Origin of the sequence: Acinetobacter sp. V91_7 (genome assembly GCF_031799075.1) — a bacterium.
GTDB classification, from domain to species: Bacteria; Pseudomonadota; Gammaproteobacteria; order Pseudomonadales; family Moraxellaceae; genus Acinetobacter; species Acinetobacter calcoaceticus.
Window position 1 is genome coordinate 62,896 of the sequence record NZ_JAVQNT010000042.1, and the last position, 16,446, is coordinate 79,341.

Below are 16,446 nucleotides of genomic sequence, written 5' to 3' on the forward strand. Positions count from 1 at the left end.
TGCTTCTAAAGCACATTCGAGAAATCCTTATGTCCGATAAAAATTCTTCCGAGTCAGCAATTTTAGGTTGGAAATTTGTTCTGATCGTTGGTGTTTTGAGTGCAATTTTCCTTGGCTTTTTCTATTTAGCGATGAGTAATGAACCTGACTATATGCCAGGGGCTCAACGCAAAGCACAACAAGAGCAAATGCAGCAAAAAGCTGAAAATTCCACAGAGCAACACGCTCAACATAGTGACAACATGTCTGAAATGGATATGAAAGAACATCAGAACTCAACTCAGTAATTAGATATCAAATGACAGATTTTTCCCGTAATGCACTTGTTGTAGAGGGTGGAGGCATGCGTGGTGCCTTTACCAGTGGCGTACTTGATGCTTTTTTACAGCAGCAGTTCAACCCTTTCGATTTATATGTTGGCGTATCATCTGGTTCAACCAACGTTGCAAATTACTTAGCAGGCCAACAAGGCCGCACGTTAACGTTTTATATTGATCACTCACTCCGTCCTGAATTTATCGATTACAAACGCTTTTTTAAAGGCGGTGATTTACTTGATTTAAAATGGATGTGGGAGATTGGCGAGCAAGAGCATCCGCTTGATCAGCAAAGTCTGTTTGCAAAAAATCCTGATTTTTATATGGTGTTGACGCATGCCAAAACAGGTCATGCAGAATATCTTCGTGCTGGTAAAGATAATTTGCTAAATGCACTTCGTGCTTCTAGCTCAATTCCAGTTTTAACGCGTCATCCCGTCGACATTATGGGTGAACCCTATTTTGATGGCGGTGTTGCAGATGCTTTACCTGTACGCTGGACGGCTCAGCAAAGTGATGTCAAAAAACTGTTAGTTTTACGCACTCGCCCAAAAAATTATTTTAAAGCCAGTAGTAGAGGGGATCAATTCCTCGCGAAATATGCTTTTAAACATCATTATGGTTTTGCAAACAGCTTACGTAGCCGTTGTGCCAGATATAATGCTTCAGTAGATTTTGTCCGCGGTTCTAACCCAGACCAGCAAATTTTAGAAGTTTGCCCGCCGCCGCTTAAAAACATGGCAGGTCGTTTAAGTACTAATCCGAAAAAGCTTCGCTATAGCTATGAAGTCGGCTTAGAAACAGGTTTACAAGCCATTGAAAGCTGGAATGCAATGAAATAATGCCAAATTGAGATTTCTAAAAAGAAGTCTCAATTTAACTCTAAAGTCATATCAATATGTGGGATACCACAATCTAGATATTCCTCGCCTTGAACCACAAAGCCCAATGCTTCGTAAAAAGCGGTCACATAAGTTTGAGCTGAAAGCTTTAGATAAGGTAAGTTCTGCTGGTGCGCATAATCAATAATGTGCTGCATTAAAATTTTGCCGATCCCTCGCTTGCGATAAGGTACTAAAACAGCTACCCGCCCTACACTATGCTGTGGCAACAATCGCGCTGTAGCAATTGGTTGCTCACGGTCATACACAATAAAGTGTAAAACCATGGCATCCAAATCATCCCATTCATCTTCAGGGGCAATTCCCTGCTCTTGAATAAAAACTTGCTCACGAATGAGCTTGGCATCTTTCTCAAGCTGCTCCCACCCACCCGCTATAATTTTATACATGGGTTATAACCTACTTAACACTTACAACCAATATTCTCGATAGGCAACTGGTCTTGTAATAACAATTCTAGAGTTTGTTTTTTAATACCATACATTTCTTTCAAGGCTTGAATTTGAGCCATGATCTTGGCATCAGGCTGAGTAACATCCTTACGCTTTGTTGCCAAAATCATTTTGTTTTTACTGGTATGTTCAAGCGATACAAACTCAAAAACTTTGGTTTCATAGCCATAAGCTTTTAAAAGTAATGCACGTAATGTATCAGTCAACATTTCAGCTTGCTGACCAGCATGAATACCAAACTGTAGCATGGGTTGTAACACTTCTGGGCTATGTAATTGTGGGCGCAACTCTTTGTGGCAACATGGGGCACACATAATCATTGATGCATTTAAACGAATGCCGGTATGAATCGCAAAATCGGTAGCAATGTCACAAGCATGTAAGGCAATCATGACATCTAACTTTTCCGGTTGATAACTACGTACATCACCTTCAAAAAAGTCTAAATGATTGAAATCAACTTTATCTGCAACTTTTTGGCAAAATCCAACTAGATTTGGGCGTAATTCAACGCCGGTAATGAGAGGTGTTTTTTGTTGTTCTTGCAAATAATCATATAAAGCAAAAGTTAAATAGCCTTTACCTGAACCGAAATCGACAATCCGTAACTCTTGCTGAGATGCGTCAATCTGTTCATAGGCACTCGCAAAAATTTCAATAAATTTATTTATCTGTTTCCATTTACGCGCCATGCTTGGAATGATTTGGCCTTTTTCATCGGTAATACCAAGCTCTTTTAGAAATGCATTGCCCTGCTGTACATAGCGTTGCTTTTCACGATCATGAGTCTGAATTGTCTGTACAGAATTTACGGCCTGCTTTTTACCTATATTTAATAGGGCTTTTTTCTTATTTTTTTTAAGTTGGATTTCTTGAGTAGTTGAAAATAAGTTCGCTTGCTTACACTGCACTAAAAGCGCTGCAATCTGTTCTAAGCCTTCTTCAAATGAAGAATTTTTGGTCACATCTTGGGTCGTATAGTGATATAAAGCCGAAAGCTGTTTTTGCCCATGTAACTCTACAACACGGAAAGTGATTTTTTCCAGTTGTTCCAACTCTCCTTTATATTGGCTCAAAATCAAACGCTCAAAAGTCTGCTCATCAAGCATTTGTTTGATTTCATAAAAGAATTGCTGTTCTTGCTCAAAGGAGAAAACCGACACGGATATACCTAAAAAATGAAGACTCATATAAAATAGAAGTTTAAAGGGTCTAGGATTAAAAATAAAATAACTTTACGACTGTTTTGTATTTCTATACATTTGTATTTTTAATCAAAAAAATTAAACTCATGAGTAAATCTGTGCTGGAAACTTACGATCCTAAAGAAGAACTACTTAACGCCTACAGCCATGGAGCTGGTGTCGTTATGGCAGTTATTGCTTCTATCTTTTTAATTATGAAGGGATCTTATCTTCCAACTGCGCAGTGGATTGGTTTATGGGTATACTCATTTAGTCTAATTCTAGTTTTCACCAGTTCAACACTCTATCATTTTGCTCAAACACAAAATCTACGTTATTGGTATAAGAAACTAGACCACACTGCTATTTATTATTTAATTGCGGGGACATATACCCCTTTCTTAATCATCGCGATTCCTACACAAAAAGCCCATATTCTGCTTATTGCTCTCTGGAGCATTGCTGCAATTGGTACACTTTTCAAGTTAGTTTTTATCCATCGTTTTCAAAAAATTTCTTTGCTGGCCTATATTGTAATGGGATGGCTTGCCGTTTTTGTAATGGATGATATGCGTACTTATTTGAGTAAAGACGCATTGATTTTCTTGATTATTGGCGGTTTAGCTTATACGGTTGGAGCATTGTTTTACGCGTTAAAAAAGGTAAGATATACCCATGCGATCTGGCACATTTTTGTGCTTTTAGGTGCAGGAGCACACTTTCTTGCGATCTATTGGTACATTGTTTAGTTCATTTTTCACTCTTATTCAGTGATCCTGAAAGAGTCATGGATGATGTTCTTTCACGCTATTCTTTGAGAAAAATATGTCTTTAAAAAGAATAGTAAATTAAAAATAAATTTTAACTGATATAAGGTCTTATATGGAGTCAACTTCTGCGACTGCTGCTCCAGCGGTAGCCACTAATTCAAAAGCGCGGGTTTTGTTTGCAAGCTTAGTCGGTACAACCATTGAGTTCTTCGACTTTTATATCTATGCAACAGCTGCCGTTATTATTTTTCCTCACCTGTTTTTCCCTGCTAGTAGTGGCAGTGCCGCAGTCTTACAATCTTTAGCAACCTTCGCCATTGCCTTTATTGCTCGCCCTATCGGTGCAGCGTTATTCGGTCATTTAGGAGACCGTATCGGTCGTAAAGCCACTCTAGTTGCAGCTTTGCTCACCATGGGTATTTCAACAGTCTGTATTGGTTTACTTCCAACATATGCACAGATTGGAATTGTCGCTCCATTACTATTAGCTGTATGCCGTCTAGGACAAGGCTTAGGTTTAGGTGGTGAATGGAGTGGTGCTGTATTACTTGCAACAGAGAATGCACCTGAAGGTAAGCGCGCATGGTATGGCATGTTCCCACAGCTTGGGGCTCCAATTGGCTTTATTTTAGCAACAGGTTCATTTTTATTATTGGGTGCAGCCATTCCTGAGCAGGCATTCATGCAATGGGGCTGGCGTATTCCCTTTATTGCAAGTGCTGTATTAGTGATTGTTGGCTTATATATCCGTTTAAAACTCCATGAGACTCCAGCATTTCAAAAGGTCTTGGATAAGCAAAAAGAAGTAAATATTCCATTTAAAGAAGTCTTAACTAAACATACAGGCAAACTTGTACTTGGTACGATTGCAGCAATCTGTACTTTTGTGGTGTTCTATCTTACGACGGTATTTGCCTTAAACTGGGCAACCACTAAATTAGGCTATGCACGCGGTGAGTTCTTGGAACTTCAACTCTTTGCCACACTGTGCTTTGCTGCGTTTATTCCATTATCGGCTATTTTTGCAGAAAAATTTGGACGTAAAGCCACTTCGATTGGTGTTTGTATTGCTGCTGCGATTTTCGGTTTGTTCTTCTCTAGCATGTTAGAGTCTGGAAATACGTTAATCGTCTTTCTCTTCTTATGTACAGGCTTGTCGATTATGGGCTTGACCTATGGTCCGATTGGTACCGTTCTTTCTGAACTTTTCCCAACTTCTGTTCGTTATACAGGTTCAGCGTTAACGTTTAACTTGGCAGGTATTTTTGGTGCATCTTTTGCTCCACTCATTGCCACTAAACTTGCTGAAACTTATGGTTTATATGCAGTTGGCTATTATCTTACTGCAGCATCACTTCTATCACTCATCGCTTTCTTATTCATTCGTGAAACAAAAAATGATGATGTGAATAATCAGATCTAAAAACTAGAAATTCTTATATAAAAAAAGCCGGCTCATCATTGACCGGCTTTTTTATAGATACAGCTTAATTTATTGTTGTCGGATTTGCAGGAGCACTCATATTACTTGCTGCAACTGCCGCTGGGCCTGCTACCGCCGCCTCTCCAATTAAAGCCACTTTTGCTTTTTCTTGGCTCTTCGTAGATAAAGCCGGGTTAGTCGCCACAATACGATTAATATTTGCTGAGTTTGCCGGAGCAATCGCAGTGGTTTGTAAAATAATTGGGCGATTAGCTGTGTTACCCAACGTATAGCGAATACCTGTGCGAGGGCTAATCACTGTTGTATTTTCTTGCTTCACTACAGCTTGAGCCGAAGTTGGGCCTTTTGCTGCAAGTACTTTGTCAACCGTTGTCGTTTGAGGGGCTGAAGCTGCTTCTGCTGCGAAAACAAAACTAGGCACAGCAAGAACAGTTAAAAATAAAGGTTGTAATACTTTTTTCATTGTCTTTCCAACATACACTCTGGATGAGAAGTAAATAGCATTTAATGCTTAAAACTGCAAACATTATTCACAGGCTTACTACAAACGTAAAAAAAGCAGAACAATTGTTCTGCTTTTTTGTGAAGGCAGATTAGATCTTACCGTGACACTGCTTATATTTTAATCCAGAGCCACATGGGCATGGCGCATTGCGGCTTTCTGGAACAGGGAAAGTTTGCTGATCGGCAGACTCGTTCATGGTTTCTTGAGAAAGTGTAACTTCACCCGTTAAACCATCTACATCATCATGTTCAAAAGAAAGCTTCATTGATTCAGCTTGCTGCTGCTGTTGAGCTTCCATTTCTGCAAGTTCTTCTGGTGTTGGGATATGTACACGAGACAAATCAGTCACAACATCAGTTTTAATAATACCGAGCATATTTACAAACAGGTTGAAAGCTTCTTTCTTGTATTCCTGTTCAGGATTTTTTTGCGCATAGCCACGTAAGTGAATACCTTGACGCAAGTAATCCATTGCAGCTAAGTGATCTTTCCAATGACGATCAAGAGAGTTTAAAACGAAGTGACGTTCAAGCATTGCTGCTGATTCATCACCCATTTGAGCACGACGTTGGCGATAACGTTCAATCACTTCATCACTGATTCGCTCAACTAAACCTTCTTCATCTAGACGACGATCTTGATCTAACCATTCCTGAATTGGTAGCTCAATGCCCAAATCAATACGTAAAGCATTTTCTAAACCTTCAACATCCCACTGGTCATGAATTGACTCAGGTGGAATAAAGTTAGCAATCACGCCTTTCATCACTTCATGATGCATTTCTTCGACGTATTCTTTTAAGGTATTTTCAGCTAACACTTCATCACGTTGTGAATAAATGATCTTACGTTGTTCATTATTCACATCATCGTATTTCAATAAGTTTTTACGAATATCAAAGTTACGAGCTTCAACTTTACGCTGAGCGTTCTCAATTGAACGACTCACCATTTTGTGTTCAATCGCTTCATTTTCTTGTAGACCCATCGCACGCATCATTCCGACTACGCGGTCACCTGCGAAAATACGCATAAGGTCATCTTCAAGAGACAAATAGAAACGAGAAACACCAGGGTCACCCTGACGGCCTGCACGACCACGTAACTGGTTATCAATACGACGTGATTCATGGCGTTCAGAACCAATGATATGCAAACCACCTGATTGCAATACATCTTCGTGGTCTTGTTCCCATTGTGCTTTCAGACGTGCTTCATCTTCAGCAGTAGGGTTTTCAAGTTTGGCAAGTTTCGCTTTCCAGTTACCACCCAAGATAATGTCAGTACCACGACCCGCCATGTTCGTTGCAATCGTTACTGCATTCGGGCTACCCGCTTGAGCAATAATGTCAGCTTCACGCTCATGTTGTTTTGCATTCAACACTTCGTGATGAATACCAGCTTGCATTAACTTAGAAGATAAAATTTCACTAGCTTCAATGGTCGCTGTACCAATAAGAATCGGTGCCACACCTTGCTCACGAATATTCGTAATTTCCTGAATAATCGCGTCGTATTTACCGTTACGGTTTAAATAAATTAAATCGTTTTGGTCATTACGTACCATTGGGCGGTGAGTTGGAATAATCACAACATCGAGGCCATAAATTTCTTTCATTTCCGCAGCTTCAGTATCAGCAGTACCTGTCATACCTGAAAGCTTTTTATATAAACGGAAATAGTTCTGGAATGTTGTGGTCGCTAAAGTCTGGTTTTCAGGCTGAATTTCCAAACCTTCTTTTGCTTCAACTGCTTGATGCAAACCTTCTGACCAACGACGACCTGGCATTGTACGGCCAGTATGCTCATCAACAATCACGACTTCGCCGTCGTGAATAATATAGTGAACATCGCGTTGGAATAAGAAATGTGCACGAATAGCGGCAGACACATGGTGAACAAGGCTTAAATTTGTTGCTGAATATAAGCTTTCACCTTCAGCCAACAAGCCCATCTGAATAAGTTCTTGCTCAACAGTTTCATAACCAATTTCGGTCATTTCAACTGAACGCTGCTTTTCATCAATCCAGAAATGTCCACCATCTGCAACTTTTTCTTCTTTTTGTGGACGTAATCTAGGGGGAATCGTATTGATTGCAGCATAAAGATGTGAAGAGTCTTCACTTTGACCAGAAATAATTAATGGTGTACGTGCTTCATCAATCAAGATTGAGTCAACTTCATCGATAATGGCATAGTGCAAGCCACGTTGTTTCTTTTCTGCTAAAGAAAACACCATGTTGTCACGTAAGTAGTCAAAACCGAATTCGTTATTGGTACCATAAGTAATATCAGCAAGATAAGCTTCCGCTTTTTCAGAAGGACCTTGCATTGAATAGATCGTACCAATAGATAAACCCAAAAATTCAAATAATGGGCGGTTCAACTCAGCATCACGCTGTGCCAAATAATCGTTCACAGTAATGACATGAACGCCTTCGCCACTTAATGCGTTTAAATAACACGCCAAAGTACCCATAAGGGTTTTACCTTCACCGGTACGCATTTCGGCAATCTTACCTTCATGTAAGGTAATACCACCAATAAGCTGAACGTCATAGTGACGCATGCCCATTACACGTTTGGCAGCTTCACGACACACTGCAAACGCTTCTGGAAGTAATTTATCTAAACTTTCGCCATTATTATAACGTTGTTTGAATTCTGGAGTTTTTGCAGATAAGTCTGCATCGCTTAAAGCTGATATCGTCGGCTCGAGCGCATTGATTTGCTCAACAATTTTGCGCATGCGTTTGAGTTCGCGCTCATTTTTTGTACCGAAGATACCTCCGATCAGACTTGCCAACATGGATAAACTCTCTAAATCTTGCTTGGTCAAATGAATAAACTTTTTCTCAGTCGTTTATTATGGTGCCAGAAATTTGAAGTACAAGGGTTTTGCACAAAACCCCTAAAAAAAATCTGATAGTTAGACGAATGGTTTTATCATTCGCCTAGTCCCCCGTAATGTGCCTTGCACCTAAAAACGTAACATTAACGCTCATCTATTAAGCATAACTTCCGAGAAATCTAATTTAGCAAATTTACCTTAAAGTTACATTGATTAAGCACATAAAATAGTGAGTTTTAGTCATATATATTTACACTTATATAAAAAACTCATAATAAAATACAAAAACAATAATTTTAATCATAAAGATAATGCTGCATATTCATTGGATCGAATAACAAATTATGAGCAATTGAGGAACGATCATGACACTACGATTAGGAGATACAGCCCCCGATTTTCAACAAGAATCGAGTGAAAGCACAATTAATTTTTATGATTTTTTAGGGGATAGTTGGGGAATTTTATTTTCACATCCAGCCGACTATACGCCCGTATGTACAACAGAGTTAGGTTATACAGCAAAATTAAAAGATGAATTTACGAAGCGTAATGTTAAAGCGATTGCTTTGTCAGTAGATGATGTAGAGTCTCATAAGGGGTGGATCAACGATATTAATGAAACACAAAACACGACTGTAAATTTTCCAATCATTGCAGATAAAGATCGTAAAGTCTCTGAGCTATATGGTTTCATTCATCCAAATGCCAGTGAAACACTAACAGTACGTTCATTAGTGATTATTGATCCAAATAAAAAAGTTCGCTTAATCATTACCTACCCTGCTTCAACAGGCAGAAATTTTAATGAAGTCTTACGTGTTGTTGACTCATTACAATTAACTGACAAGCATAAAGTAGCGACACCAGCGAACTGGCAACAAGGCGAAGATGTCGTTATTGTGCCATCACTTAAAGATGAAGAAGAAATTAAACAGCGCTTCCCTAAAGGCTATACAGCGGTTAAACCTTATTTACGCTTAACACCACAGCCTGAAAGTAATAAAACCGACTAAAGGCTTTAATCGAAGTGCAAGACAAACGAAGTGCGTAGGCAAACATTCGAAACTTTTCGAATAAAAACAGACAGCGGCACGTACGCAACCAGTTAAAAAGTTCATAACAGAGCATCGGAAATAAGTACCAAATTTTTAGAAAGTCTTAAGTAAATATCACACCCTAAAAAGTCATCCAACGTGATGGCTTTTTATTTATGTATTGAATACACATGGTTTTTACTGCCCAGATCAGTTATAACTCGAAGCGATTCGGTATAAAAAATAAAAATCATGATCTATAAAATTCATCATTTAAAGTGCGGCAGCATGTGCCCAGTTTGTGCCCCACTCTTTGGACAAAAAGGCTTCCGGGCTGAAGTTGTCTGCCATTGCCTATTGGTTGAAACCGATCGAGGTCTAGTGCTTATTGATACAGGCTTCGGGCTGCAAGATTATCTACATATGAAGCAGCGACTAGGTTCATTAGTCCAACGTTTAGGCAAAATTGAGACTAACCTTGAGTTTAGTGCCATCCAGCAAATCCAAAAACTCGGGTTTAATCCTAAGGATATTCAGCATATCTTTGTCACTCATCTTGATTTTGATCATGCAGGTGGAATTTCAGATTTTCCCCATGCCACAGTTCATGTTTTAGCGGCAGAATATAACGCGGCCCAACTTCCAAATTTTAAGGGCAAACTTCGCTATAGAACCAATCAATATAAAGACCATCGTTACTGGAACTTTGTTGAATATCAGCAAGGTGAAGCATGGTTTAACCTAGAGAAAGTAAAAGGCTTTCCTCTTTTTCAAGATGAAATTTTAATGGTGCCTTTATTGGGTCACTCAGCTGGTCATTGTGGCATTGCCATAAAGCAACAAAATCAATGGTTATTATTTTGTGGAGATGCGTACTACTCACACCTAGAGTTAAACCCTAAAAATAAATTAAGATCACTTAGTTTGCTGGAAAAAACATTTGCAGAAGATAATGAGCAACGTCTTGTTAATCTCAAACGCTTGCAGCATTTAGCTCAACATGAGCCAACGATTGAAATAATTTGTGCTCATGATCCTTATGAGCTTAACCGGTATCAAACATGAAAAAATTATCACTCATCACACTTGCCATCTGTATAAATTTACAGGGATGTATGCAGCATGAAAGTATTGCCCATGAGCATCGACCCCAAGACTGGGGGACCTTAGTCTCTGAGGCCCATAACTTTTATCAGATTAGTGATACTGTTTTTCGCAGTGAACAACCCGATGCAACGATGGTTCCCGAGCTAAAACGTCATCAAATAAGTACCATTATTAATTTAAGAGCTAGAGCTTCAGATGATCTAATCTTTAAAAATGAAGACTTCTCTCTCGTACATATACCCATTAATACTTGGGCAATTGACCGACAAGATCTATTAGAAGTCATGCAGCAAATTAAAATTGCCAAGCAGAACAATCAACGTGTCTTATTACACTGCTACCATGGTTCAGACCGCACAGGCACCAGCGTTGCAATGTATCGTATTATTTTTGAGAATTGGGCAATTGATGATGCGGTCAAAGAAATGAAACAAGGTGGTTATGGCTACCATATTATCTGGAAGAATATTGACCGCCTATTTACAACTGAAAATGTAAAATGGATTCAACAGCAACTGGCGAATTCCAGCAGCTAAAGACTGGATTGCTTTTGTATGCAAACGCGATTATTAGGCAAATAAGTTGGCTCAATCACCAACTTATTTATTGTTTTCATTACTATCAATTACATCGAAAAACATACATTTAAAGATAGATGACCATCAAAAATATGATTTAATTTTATGATTTTCCCAAAGCGGCGTTGCTAAGTAATACCTTCAAAATTTCAGAATCACCACCATCACTGTCTGTCACTAATAAAAAGACTTCGCCATCGGATCTCGACTCAAACCAAGTAATCCCTTCAACCTTGATTGGCAGCGTCTGTCCTTTCGCATCTTGAATCAAATGAGCCGCTAAAGCATTACCATCAGGCGAAAACACCAAGATAAAACTTCCCAAGACAGCACCGTCATCATAGGTATTGAGTGTTTGTTCGACCGTAGCTGTAGCAACAATCAAATTTTTATCCGCTAAAAGACAAGCATCTGAAATGCCACTTGCTGAACCATCAAGCTCAGCTAAGCTCAGTTTGAGCGAATGTATAAGTGCATTTTCTAAGGATTTTCCTGCTTGAATTTTGATTAAATCAAAGACTAAAACCCCATGATGGAGATTTATGTTACCACGTTGAAAGATATAGAGATAACGATGGTCTGAACATATGGCTTCTATATTGAGATCAGCCCCGCCTGTTAATTCAACCAGATGCTGCAAAAAATCATAATCAACCGCATCCAAGAAAGTTCTGACCTGATCATTGGCAGGGTTATAGAGTAATGCTCGTTTTCGATTTTCTGTAGAACCCGAGCCCATCACCAAAAGCTGTGATTGTCCGTTCCAACTTATGGAGGTTAAAGCTTCAAAATCAGGCTTCTGTTCTTTGCTTAATGCACTTAGCGGTATTTGCTCTGAAGGATCAAATAACGGAATTTTTTCAAAGACCGTTGCATCAGCCATGTTCTGGGCTCGATTGATTCTTAATAAATAAGGGAGATTATCACCAACAAAATAAACATCATCTCCCACACAAACAACTCCAGACAGTGCGCTAACCACTGAATCTTGTGCAAAAACAAATCGTTCTAATATTTTGATCGTTGTATTCATCTTCAAGTCCCCTATTGAATGGAACACTCCTCACAAGAATAAAGCTTTTGAAGTGTTCCTGATTTGATTTAGGGGATGATCAGCCGTTATCGCTGATCAAGCGGTACCCAGTCAATTACCCAAGCCGATTTCATATTTAAACTTGAATCAGAAGTAATTTTCTTACGGGCTGCATCTGCTGTATCACGGTCTTTCGCTGGTCCAACCATAATACGGATTCCCTTGCTGGTTTGGCTCGTAGTTACCTTGTAGCCTTTAGCTCGTAATTTAGAAACAACTGCATCTGCATTTGCTTGGTTAGCAGCCAATGCAACTTGCACCATCCACTTTTTATCACCATTTTCCAGCAGTTCACGCGCTTTTTCAGCATCAGCTTTTTTATCAGCTTCTGCTTTGCGTTTAGCATCTGATGCTTTCTTATCAGCTTCTGCCTGACGTTTTGCTTCAGCTGCTTTCTTATCTGCTTCTGCTTGACGTTTTGCTTCAGTTGCTTTCTTATCAGCCTCTGCCTGACGTTTTGCTTCAGCTGCTTTCTTATCTGCTTCTGCTTGGCGTTTTGCTTCAGTTGCTTTTTTATCTGCTTCTGCTTGACGTTTTGCTTCAGCTACTTTCTTGTCAGCTTCTGCTTGGCGCTTGGCATCAGCCGCTTTTTTATCTGCTTCTGCTTTTGCACTATCTACAGATTTTTTCTTCACATCAGTTTGTGGACTTTTTACTTTACCATCGCTGCCGACAACTTCCGGCGGAATATTGTCTGAACTTTCTTGAGCAGCTGTACGACGTGCATTAATCGCAGCATATTCGGCAGCCGCTTTACGAGCAGCATCGGCTTCAGCTTGCTGTTGCATGGCTAAAAACTCAGCTGCGCGTGCTTCCTGTTCTGCAACAGCCTTTTCACGCGAACGGCGTTGTTCTTCTAGCAACCGCTTCTCTGTTGCAACATCAACCGCTAGAGGTTGGAGTTGTACCATTTGTCCTTCAGTTGCTTGTTTTGGCTTAGTTTGAGTTTTTGGCGCTGTGGATGCGTCTGGCTGAACTTCAACCTGCTTTATTTCTTCATTTCCTTTTAGAAGTAATGCTGCCAATAAAACACCACCACCCAGTAAAACAACACCACCCATCCAGCGTTGTTTGTTATTCATTGACATTCTTCCAAATACTCCCAAATCGCTTCTAAAGTATGAAACGAACCACAGGCCAAAATCAGCTGATTGTTATTTGTTTGCTCAAGCGCTGATTTAAATGCCTCTTTGATATTGCCATATTGTTGTACTGTCTGACCTTGCAAGGCATCATTGAGTTGCTGAATCGATGCAGCACGCGGCACATTCAACTCAGCAATTTTCCAATGTAAAACAGTAGGTTTCAATAATTCGACTACTGATTTTATATCTTTATCTGCCAGCATTGAAAATACTGCGACAACTTCTGTGTACTGTTTATTGTATTCTAAGAAATTTCGCAATTGCTTTAACAAAAATTCAACACCATGTGGATTGTGTCCGGCATCAAAAATTACCGTTTTCCCTTCCACTTGACGCTGTTCAAAACGCCCGGCTAGGCGTGCAGCTTGAATACCTTTTTCTAAAGCAGATTGAGAAATTTCAAGTCCGCTATTTAAAATGGCTGCAACCGCCCCCGCAATATTTTCGATGGCTAAACCACCTAAAGGAAGCTTTAAAGTGGTTCCTTCTGAAGCAAAGTACCAGTTTTGCCCATCATCGGCGAGTTTATAAAAATAATCACGCTTAACGGTATATAAAATTGCTTGTGTGCTTTCTACTTTATCTTGAATTGCTTGAGGTAGAAGTTGTTCGCCAGCAAAGACAACCGGAATGTGTGGACGAATAATGCCTGCTTTTTCAAAAGCAATTTTTTCAATGGTATCGCCTAACCAATCGGTATGATCTAGGCCAATATTAGTAATAATCGCAACATTGGGATCAATTACATTAACAACATCTAAGCGCCCGCCCAAACCGACTTCGAGCACCCATACATCACATTGTTGTTGTTTAAAAATGACAAAAGCAGCCAAAGTGGTTGCTTCAAAAAAAGATAAGCTTAAATCACAATCGCGACGAGCCTGATCGACTTGAACAAAAGCATCAATCAGACTTTGATCATCGACTTCGACTCCACCTAATTTGACTCGTTCATTAAAGCGATAGATATGGGGTGACTGATATAACCCAACTTTATAACCCTGCTCATTTAATATAGCAGCTAATGTAGTTGTAGTTGAGCCTTTACCATTCGTTCCGGCTACTGTAAAAACTTTAGCAGCAGGCTGAGTTACGCCCAGCTTTTCTGCCACAGGAATTACACGTTCCAGACCAAGATCTATCCCTGTAACGTGAACATGGCTCCAATAATTGAGCCATGTATCTAAAGAGTCTATTGAAAGTGGAGCTTGTTGATTCAAGGTAAGTTCATCAATTTCGATACAAGTCGAGATACAGTATCACGTAAAGCATGACGATGAACAATCTGATCGATTACGCCATGATCAAGCAAATATTCAGCACGTTGGAATGGCTCTTCCAATGTTTCACGTACCGTTTGTTCAATTACACGTTTACCTGCAAAGCCGATCATCGCTTTCGGTTCAGCAATATGAATATCACCTAACATTGCTAAAGAAGCTGTTACACCGCCATATACCGGATGTGTTAACACCACGATATAAGGTAAACCTGCATCTTTTAATTTTTGGATCGCCGCTGAAGTACGTGCCATTTGCATAAGTGACAACATGCCTTCTTGCATACGTGCGCCACCAGAAGCTGCGAAACAGATTAATGGTTGACGTTTTGCAATAGCAAGTTCAGCAGCTTGAACAAAACGGTCACCCACTACAGTACCCATAGAGCCGCCCATAAAGTCGAACTCAAAAGCACATGCAATCATATCCACGCCATTTAAATTGCCTTGCATTGCAATTAAAGCTTCTGTTTCACCAGTTTTGCTTTGCGCTTCACGCATACGGTCTGGATATGGTTTAGTGTCGACAAACTTTAATGGATCTTTCGCGCTAAACTCTTGACCCAATTCAGTCACTACATTATCGAAGAACCAATTCAAACGATCACGAGCTTTCATTCGTAAGTGTTCATCACACTGCGGACAAACATACGCATTGAAAGAGATTGCTGTACGTGTCACTAGAGCATGACATTCAGGGCATTCAATCGTTGGCTCAGTAAATGTTGCTTTGAGAATTTGTTGCTCATTTGCGACTTCAATACCTGGAACCGGACGTTTTGTCCATGGTGTCGAAGGGCTAAGAACTTTCCCTGATTTCACTTCTTGATTCATACTAACTCATCGAGCGCTGCTCGAAGCTCCTTGACTTTATTCACCGTCTGTTCAACAGCGTCATCCGCTGCCAACGTTGCAAAATTTTTAACGAAAGCACTACCTACAATCACAGCATCAGCAACGCTACCCATTGCTTTTGCTGAAGCGGCATCACTAATACCAAAACCAACACCAACTGGAATATCAGTGGCATTTTTGATTTTCTGAATACGTGCAGCAGCTTCTGCCGTATCTAGTGTTGCTGCTCCTGTTACACCCTTGAGTGAAACATAGTAGATAAATCCACTTGCCTGATTTGCCACATGTTGAATGCGTTGGTCTGTAGATGTTGGCGCGAGCAAGAAGATTTGATCCATGTCATGTTGCTTCAACAAAGCACCAAACTCTTTTGACTCTTCTGGTGGTAAATCCACCAGCAATAAGCCATCTACACCACACTGTTTCGCATGAGAAATAAACTTCTCGTAACCAATCACTTCAACCGGATTCAAATAACCCATTAAAACAACAGGTGTATCCTGATCCTGTTCACGGAACTCCTTTACCATATTAAGAGCATCTAATGTGTTAGTCCCTGCTGCAAGCGCACGTTCAGCTGCAAGCGCAATTACCGGACCATCAGCCATTGGATCTGAAAATGGTAAACCAAGCTCAATGACATCTACTCCTGCAGCAACCATTTTATGCAGTAACGGAACTGTTACTTGCGGTTGTGGATCACCCGCCATAACATAAGATACAAGCGCTTTACGTTGTTGGGACTTAAGCTTTTCAAAACGGGTGGCAAGACGTGACATAGGGTTGTGCTTTCCTTGAATTATTTAAAATTGAGGAGTTGTTTGTAGAAATACAAGAACATCGCATTTTAACGCTATTTTTTGTCCATTGAACAGGTCTAACGTTATGGCGATATTCGATTGTATGATTCATACAACCCATGGCGTA

General features: G+C 39.9%; 16 protein-coding genes. 7 read left to right on the forward strand and 9 right to left on the reverse strand.

Annotated features, from left to right (window positions below):
• Positions 1–29 precede the first annotated feature (29 nt).
• Complete coding sequence (locus RMB03_RS14520) at positions 30–287, forward strand: hypothetical protein (RefSeq protein WP_004638947.1); 258 nt, start codon at positions 30–32, stop codon at positions 285–287.
• Between the two features lie 11 nt (positions 288–298).
• The gene (locus tag RMB03_RS14525; protein ID WP_133747741.1) at positions 299–1,159 is read left to right on the forward strand and encodes a patatin family protein; all 861 of its coding nucleotides are present in this window, start codon (positions 299–301) and stop codon (positions 1,157–1,159) included.
• Positions 1,160–1,188: 29 nt separating this feature from the next.
• Here RMB03_RS14525 and RMB03_RS14530 read toward each other — a convergent pair whose 3' ends face one another.
• Both RMB03_RS14530 and RMB03_RS14535 read right to left on the reverse strand, forming a co-directional pair.
• Positions 1,189–1,608 (reverse strand): GNAT family N-acetyltransferase, encoded by a 420-nt coding sequence (locus RMB03_RS14530; protein ID WP_311076712.1) that lies wholly within the window; start codon positions 1,606–1,608, stop codon positions 1,189–1,191.
• Positions 1,609–1,622: 14 nt separating this feature from the next.
• Positions 1,623–2,834 (reverse strand): SAM-dependent methyltransferase, encoded by a 1,212-nt coding sequence (locus RMB03_RS14535; protein WP_311076713.1) that lies wholly within the window; start codon positions 2,832–2,834, stop codon positions 1,623–1,625.
• A gap of 128 nt (positions 2,835–2,962) precedes the next feature.
• On the opposite strand from RMB03_RS14535, the gene trhA reads away from it, so the two are divergent.
• Complete coding sequence (gene trhA / locus RMB03_RS14540; RefSeq protein WP_311076714.1) at positions 2,963–3,604, forward strand: PAQR family membrane homeostasis protein TrhA; 642 nt, start codon at positions 2,963–2,965, stop codon at positions 3,602–3,604.
• Positions 3,605–3,737: 133 nt separating this feature from the next.
• Positions 3,738–5,048: an MFS transporter gene (locus RMB03_RS14545; RefSeq protein ID WP_005036225.1), complete on the forward strand. Its 1,311-nt coding sequence runs from the start codon at positions 3,738–3,740 to the stop codon at positions 5,046–5,048.
• Between the two features lie 64 nt (positions 5,049–5,112).
• On the opposite strand, the gene RMB03_RS14550 is transcribed toward RMB03_RS14545, so the two are convergent.
• Positions 5,113–5,532, reverse strand: a complete 420-nt coding sequence (locus tag RMB03_RS14550; RefSeq protein ID WP_056483463.1) for a hypothetical protein — start codon at positions 5,530–5,532, stop codon at positions 5,113–5,115.
• A gap of 130 nt (positions 5,533–5,662) precedes the next feature.
• Positions 5,663–8,383: a preprotein translocase subunit SecA gene (secA, locus tag RMB03_RS14555; RefSeq protein WP_017392451.1), complete on the reverse strand. Its 2,721-nt coding sequence runs from the start codon at positions 8,381–8,383 to the stop codon at positions 5,663–5,665.
• A gap of 407 nt (positions 8,384–8,790) precedes the next feature.
• Here secA and RMB03_RS14560 point away from each other — a divergent pair, with 407 nt between their 5' ends.
• From RMB03_RS14560 to RMB03_RS14570, 3 genes are all read left to right on the forward strand, one after another.
• Positions 8,791–9,441 (forward strand): peroxiredoxin, encoded by a 651-nt coding sequence (locus RMB03_RS14560; protein ID WP_311076715.1) that lies wholly within the window; start codon positions 8,791–8,793, stop codon positions 9,439–9,441.
• Positions 9,442–9,714: 273 nt separating this feature from the next.
• A complete protein-coding gene (locus RMB03_RS14565; RefSeq protein WP_201774415.1) occupies positions 9,715–10,527 on the forward strand; it encodes an MBL fold metallo-hydrolase in 813 nt (270 codons plus the stop codon).
• Positions 10,524–11,105 carry a dual specificity protein phosphatase family protein gene (locus tag RMB03_RS14570; protein ID WP_017392449.1) on the forward strand — a complete coding sequence of 194 codons (582 nt, stop codon included), beginning with the start codon at positions 10,524–10,526 and terminating at the stop codon, positions 11,103–11,105. Before RMB03_RS14565 ends, RMB03_RS14570 begins: the two co-directional genes overlap by 4 nt.
• A 145-nt stretch (positions 11,106–11,250) precedes the next feature.
• On the opposite strand, the gene RMB03_RS14575 is transcribed toward RMB03_RS14570, so the two are convergent.
• From RMB03_RS14575 to trpA, 5 genes are all read right to left on the reverse strand, one after another.
• Positions 11,251–12,180, reverse strand: coding sequence for a DUF6929 family protein (locus tag RMB03_RS14575; RefSeq protein ID WP_311076716.1), 930 nt, complete (start codon positions 12,178–12,180; stop codon positions 11,251–11,253).
• Positions 12,181–12,266: 86 nt separating this feature from the next.
• On the reverse strand, positions 12,267–13,328 hold the full coding sequence (locus RMB03_RS14580; protein ID WP_056483476.1) for an SPOR domain-containing protein: 1,062 nt from the start codon (positions 13,326–13,328) through the stop codon (positions 12,267–12,269).
• Positions 13,319–14,605, reverse strand: coding sequence for a bifunctional tetrahydrofolate synthase/dihydrofolate synthase (folC, locus tag RMB03_RS14585; protein WP_311076717.1), 1,287 nt, complete (start codon positions 14,603–14,605; stop codon positions 13,319–13,321). The genes RMB03_RS14580 and folC overlap by 10 nt, the downstream gene beginning before the upstream one ends.
• The gene (gene accD, locus RMB03_RS14590) at positions 14,602–15,498 is read right to left on the reverse strand and encodes an acetyl-CoA carboxylase, carboxyltransferase subunit beta (protein WP_017392445.1); all 897 of its coding nucleotides are present in this window, start codon (positions 15,496–15,498) and stop codon (positions 14,602–14,604) included. Before accD ends, folC begins: the two co-directional genes overlap by 4 nt.
• The gene (trpA, locus tag RMB03_RS14595) at positions 15,495–16,298 is read right to left on the reverse strand and encodes a tryptophan synthase subunit alpha (RefSeq protein WP_005036203.1); all 804 of its coding nucleotides are present in this window, start codon (positions 16,296–16,298) and stop codon (positions 15,495–15,497) included. The genes accD and trpA overlap by 4 nt, the downstream gene beginning before the upstream one ends.
• Between the last annotated feature and the right edge of the window lie 148 nt (positions 16,299–16,446).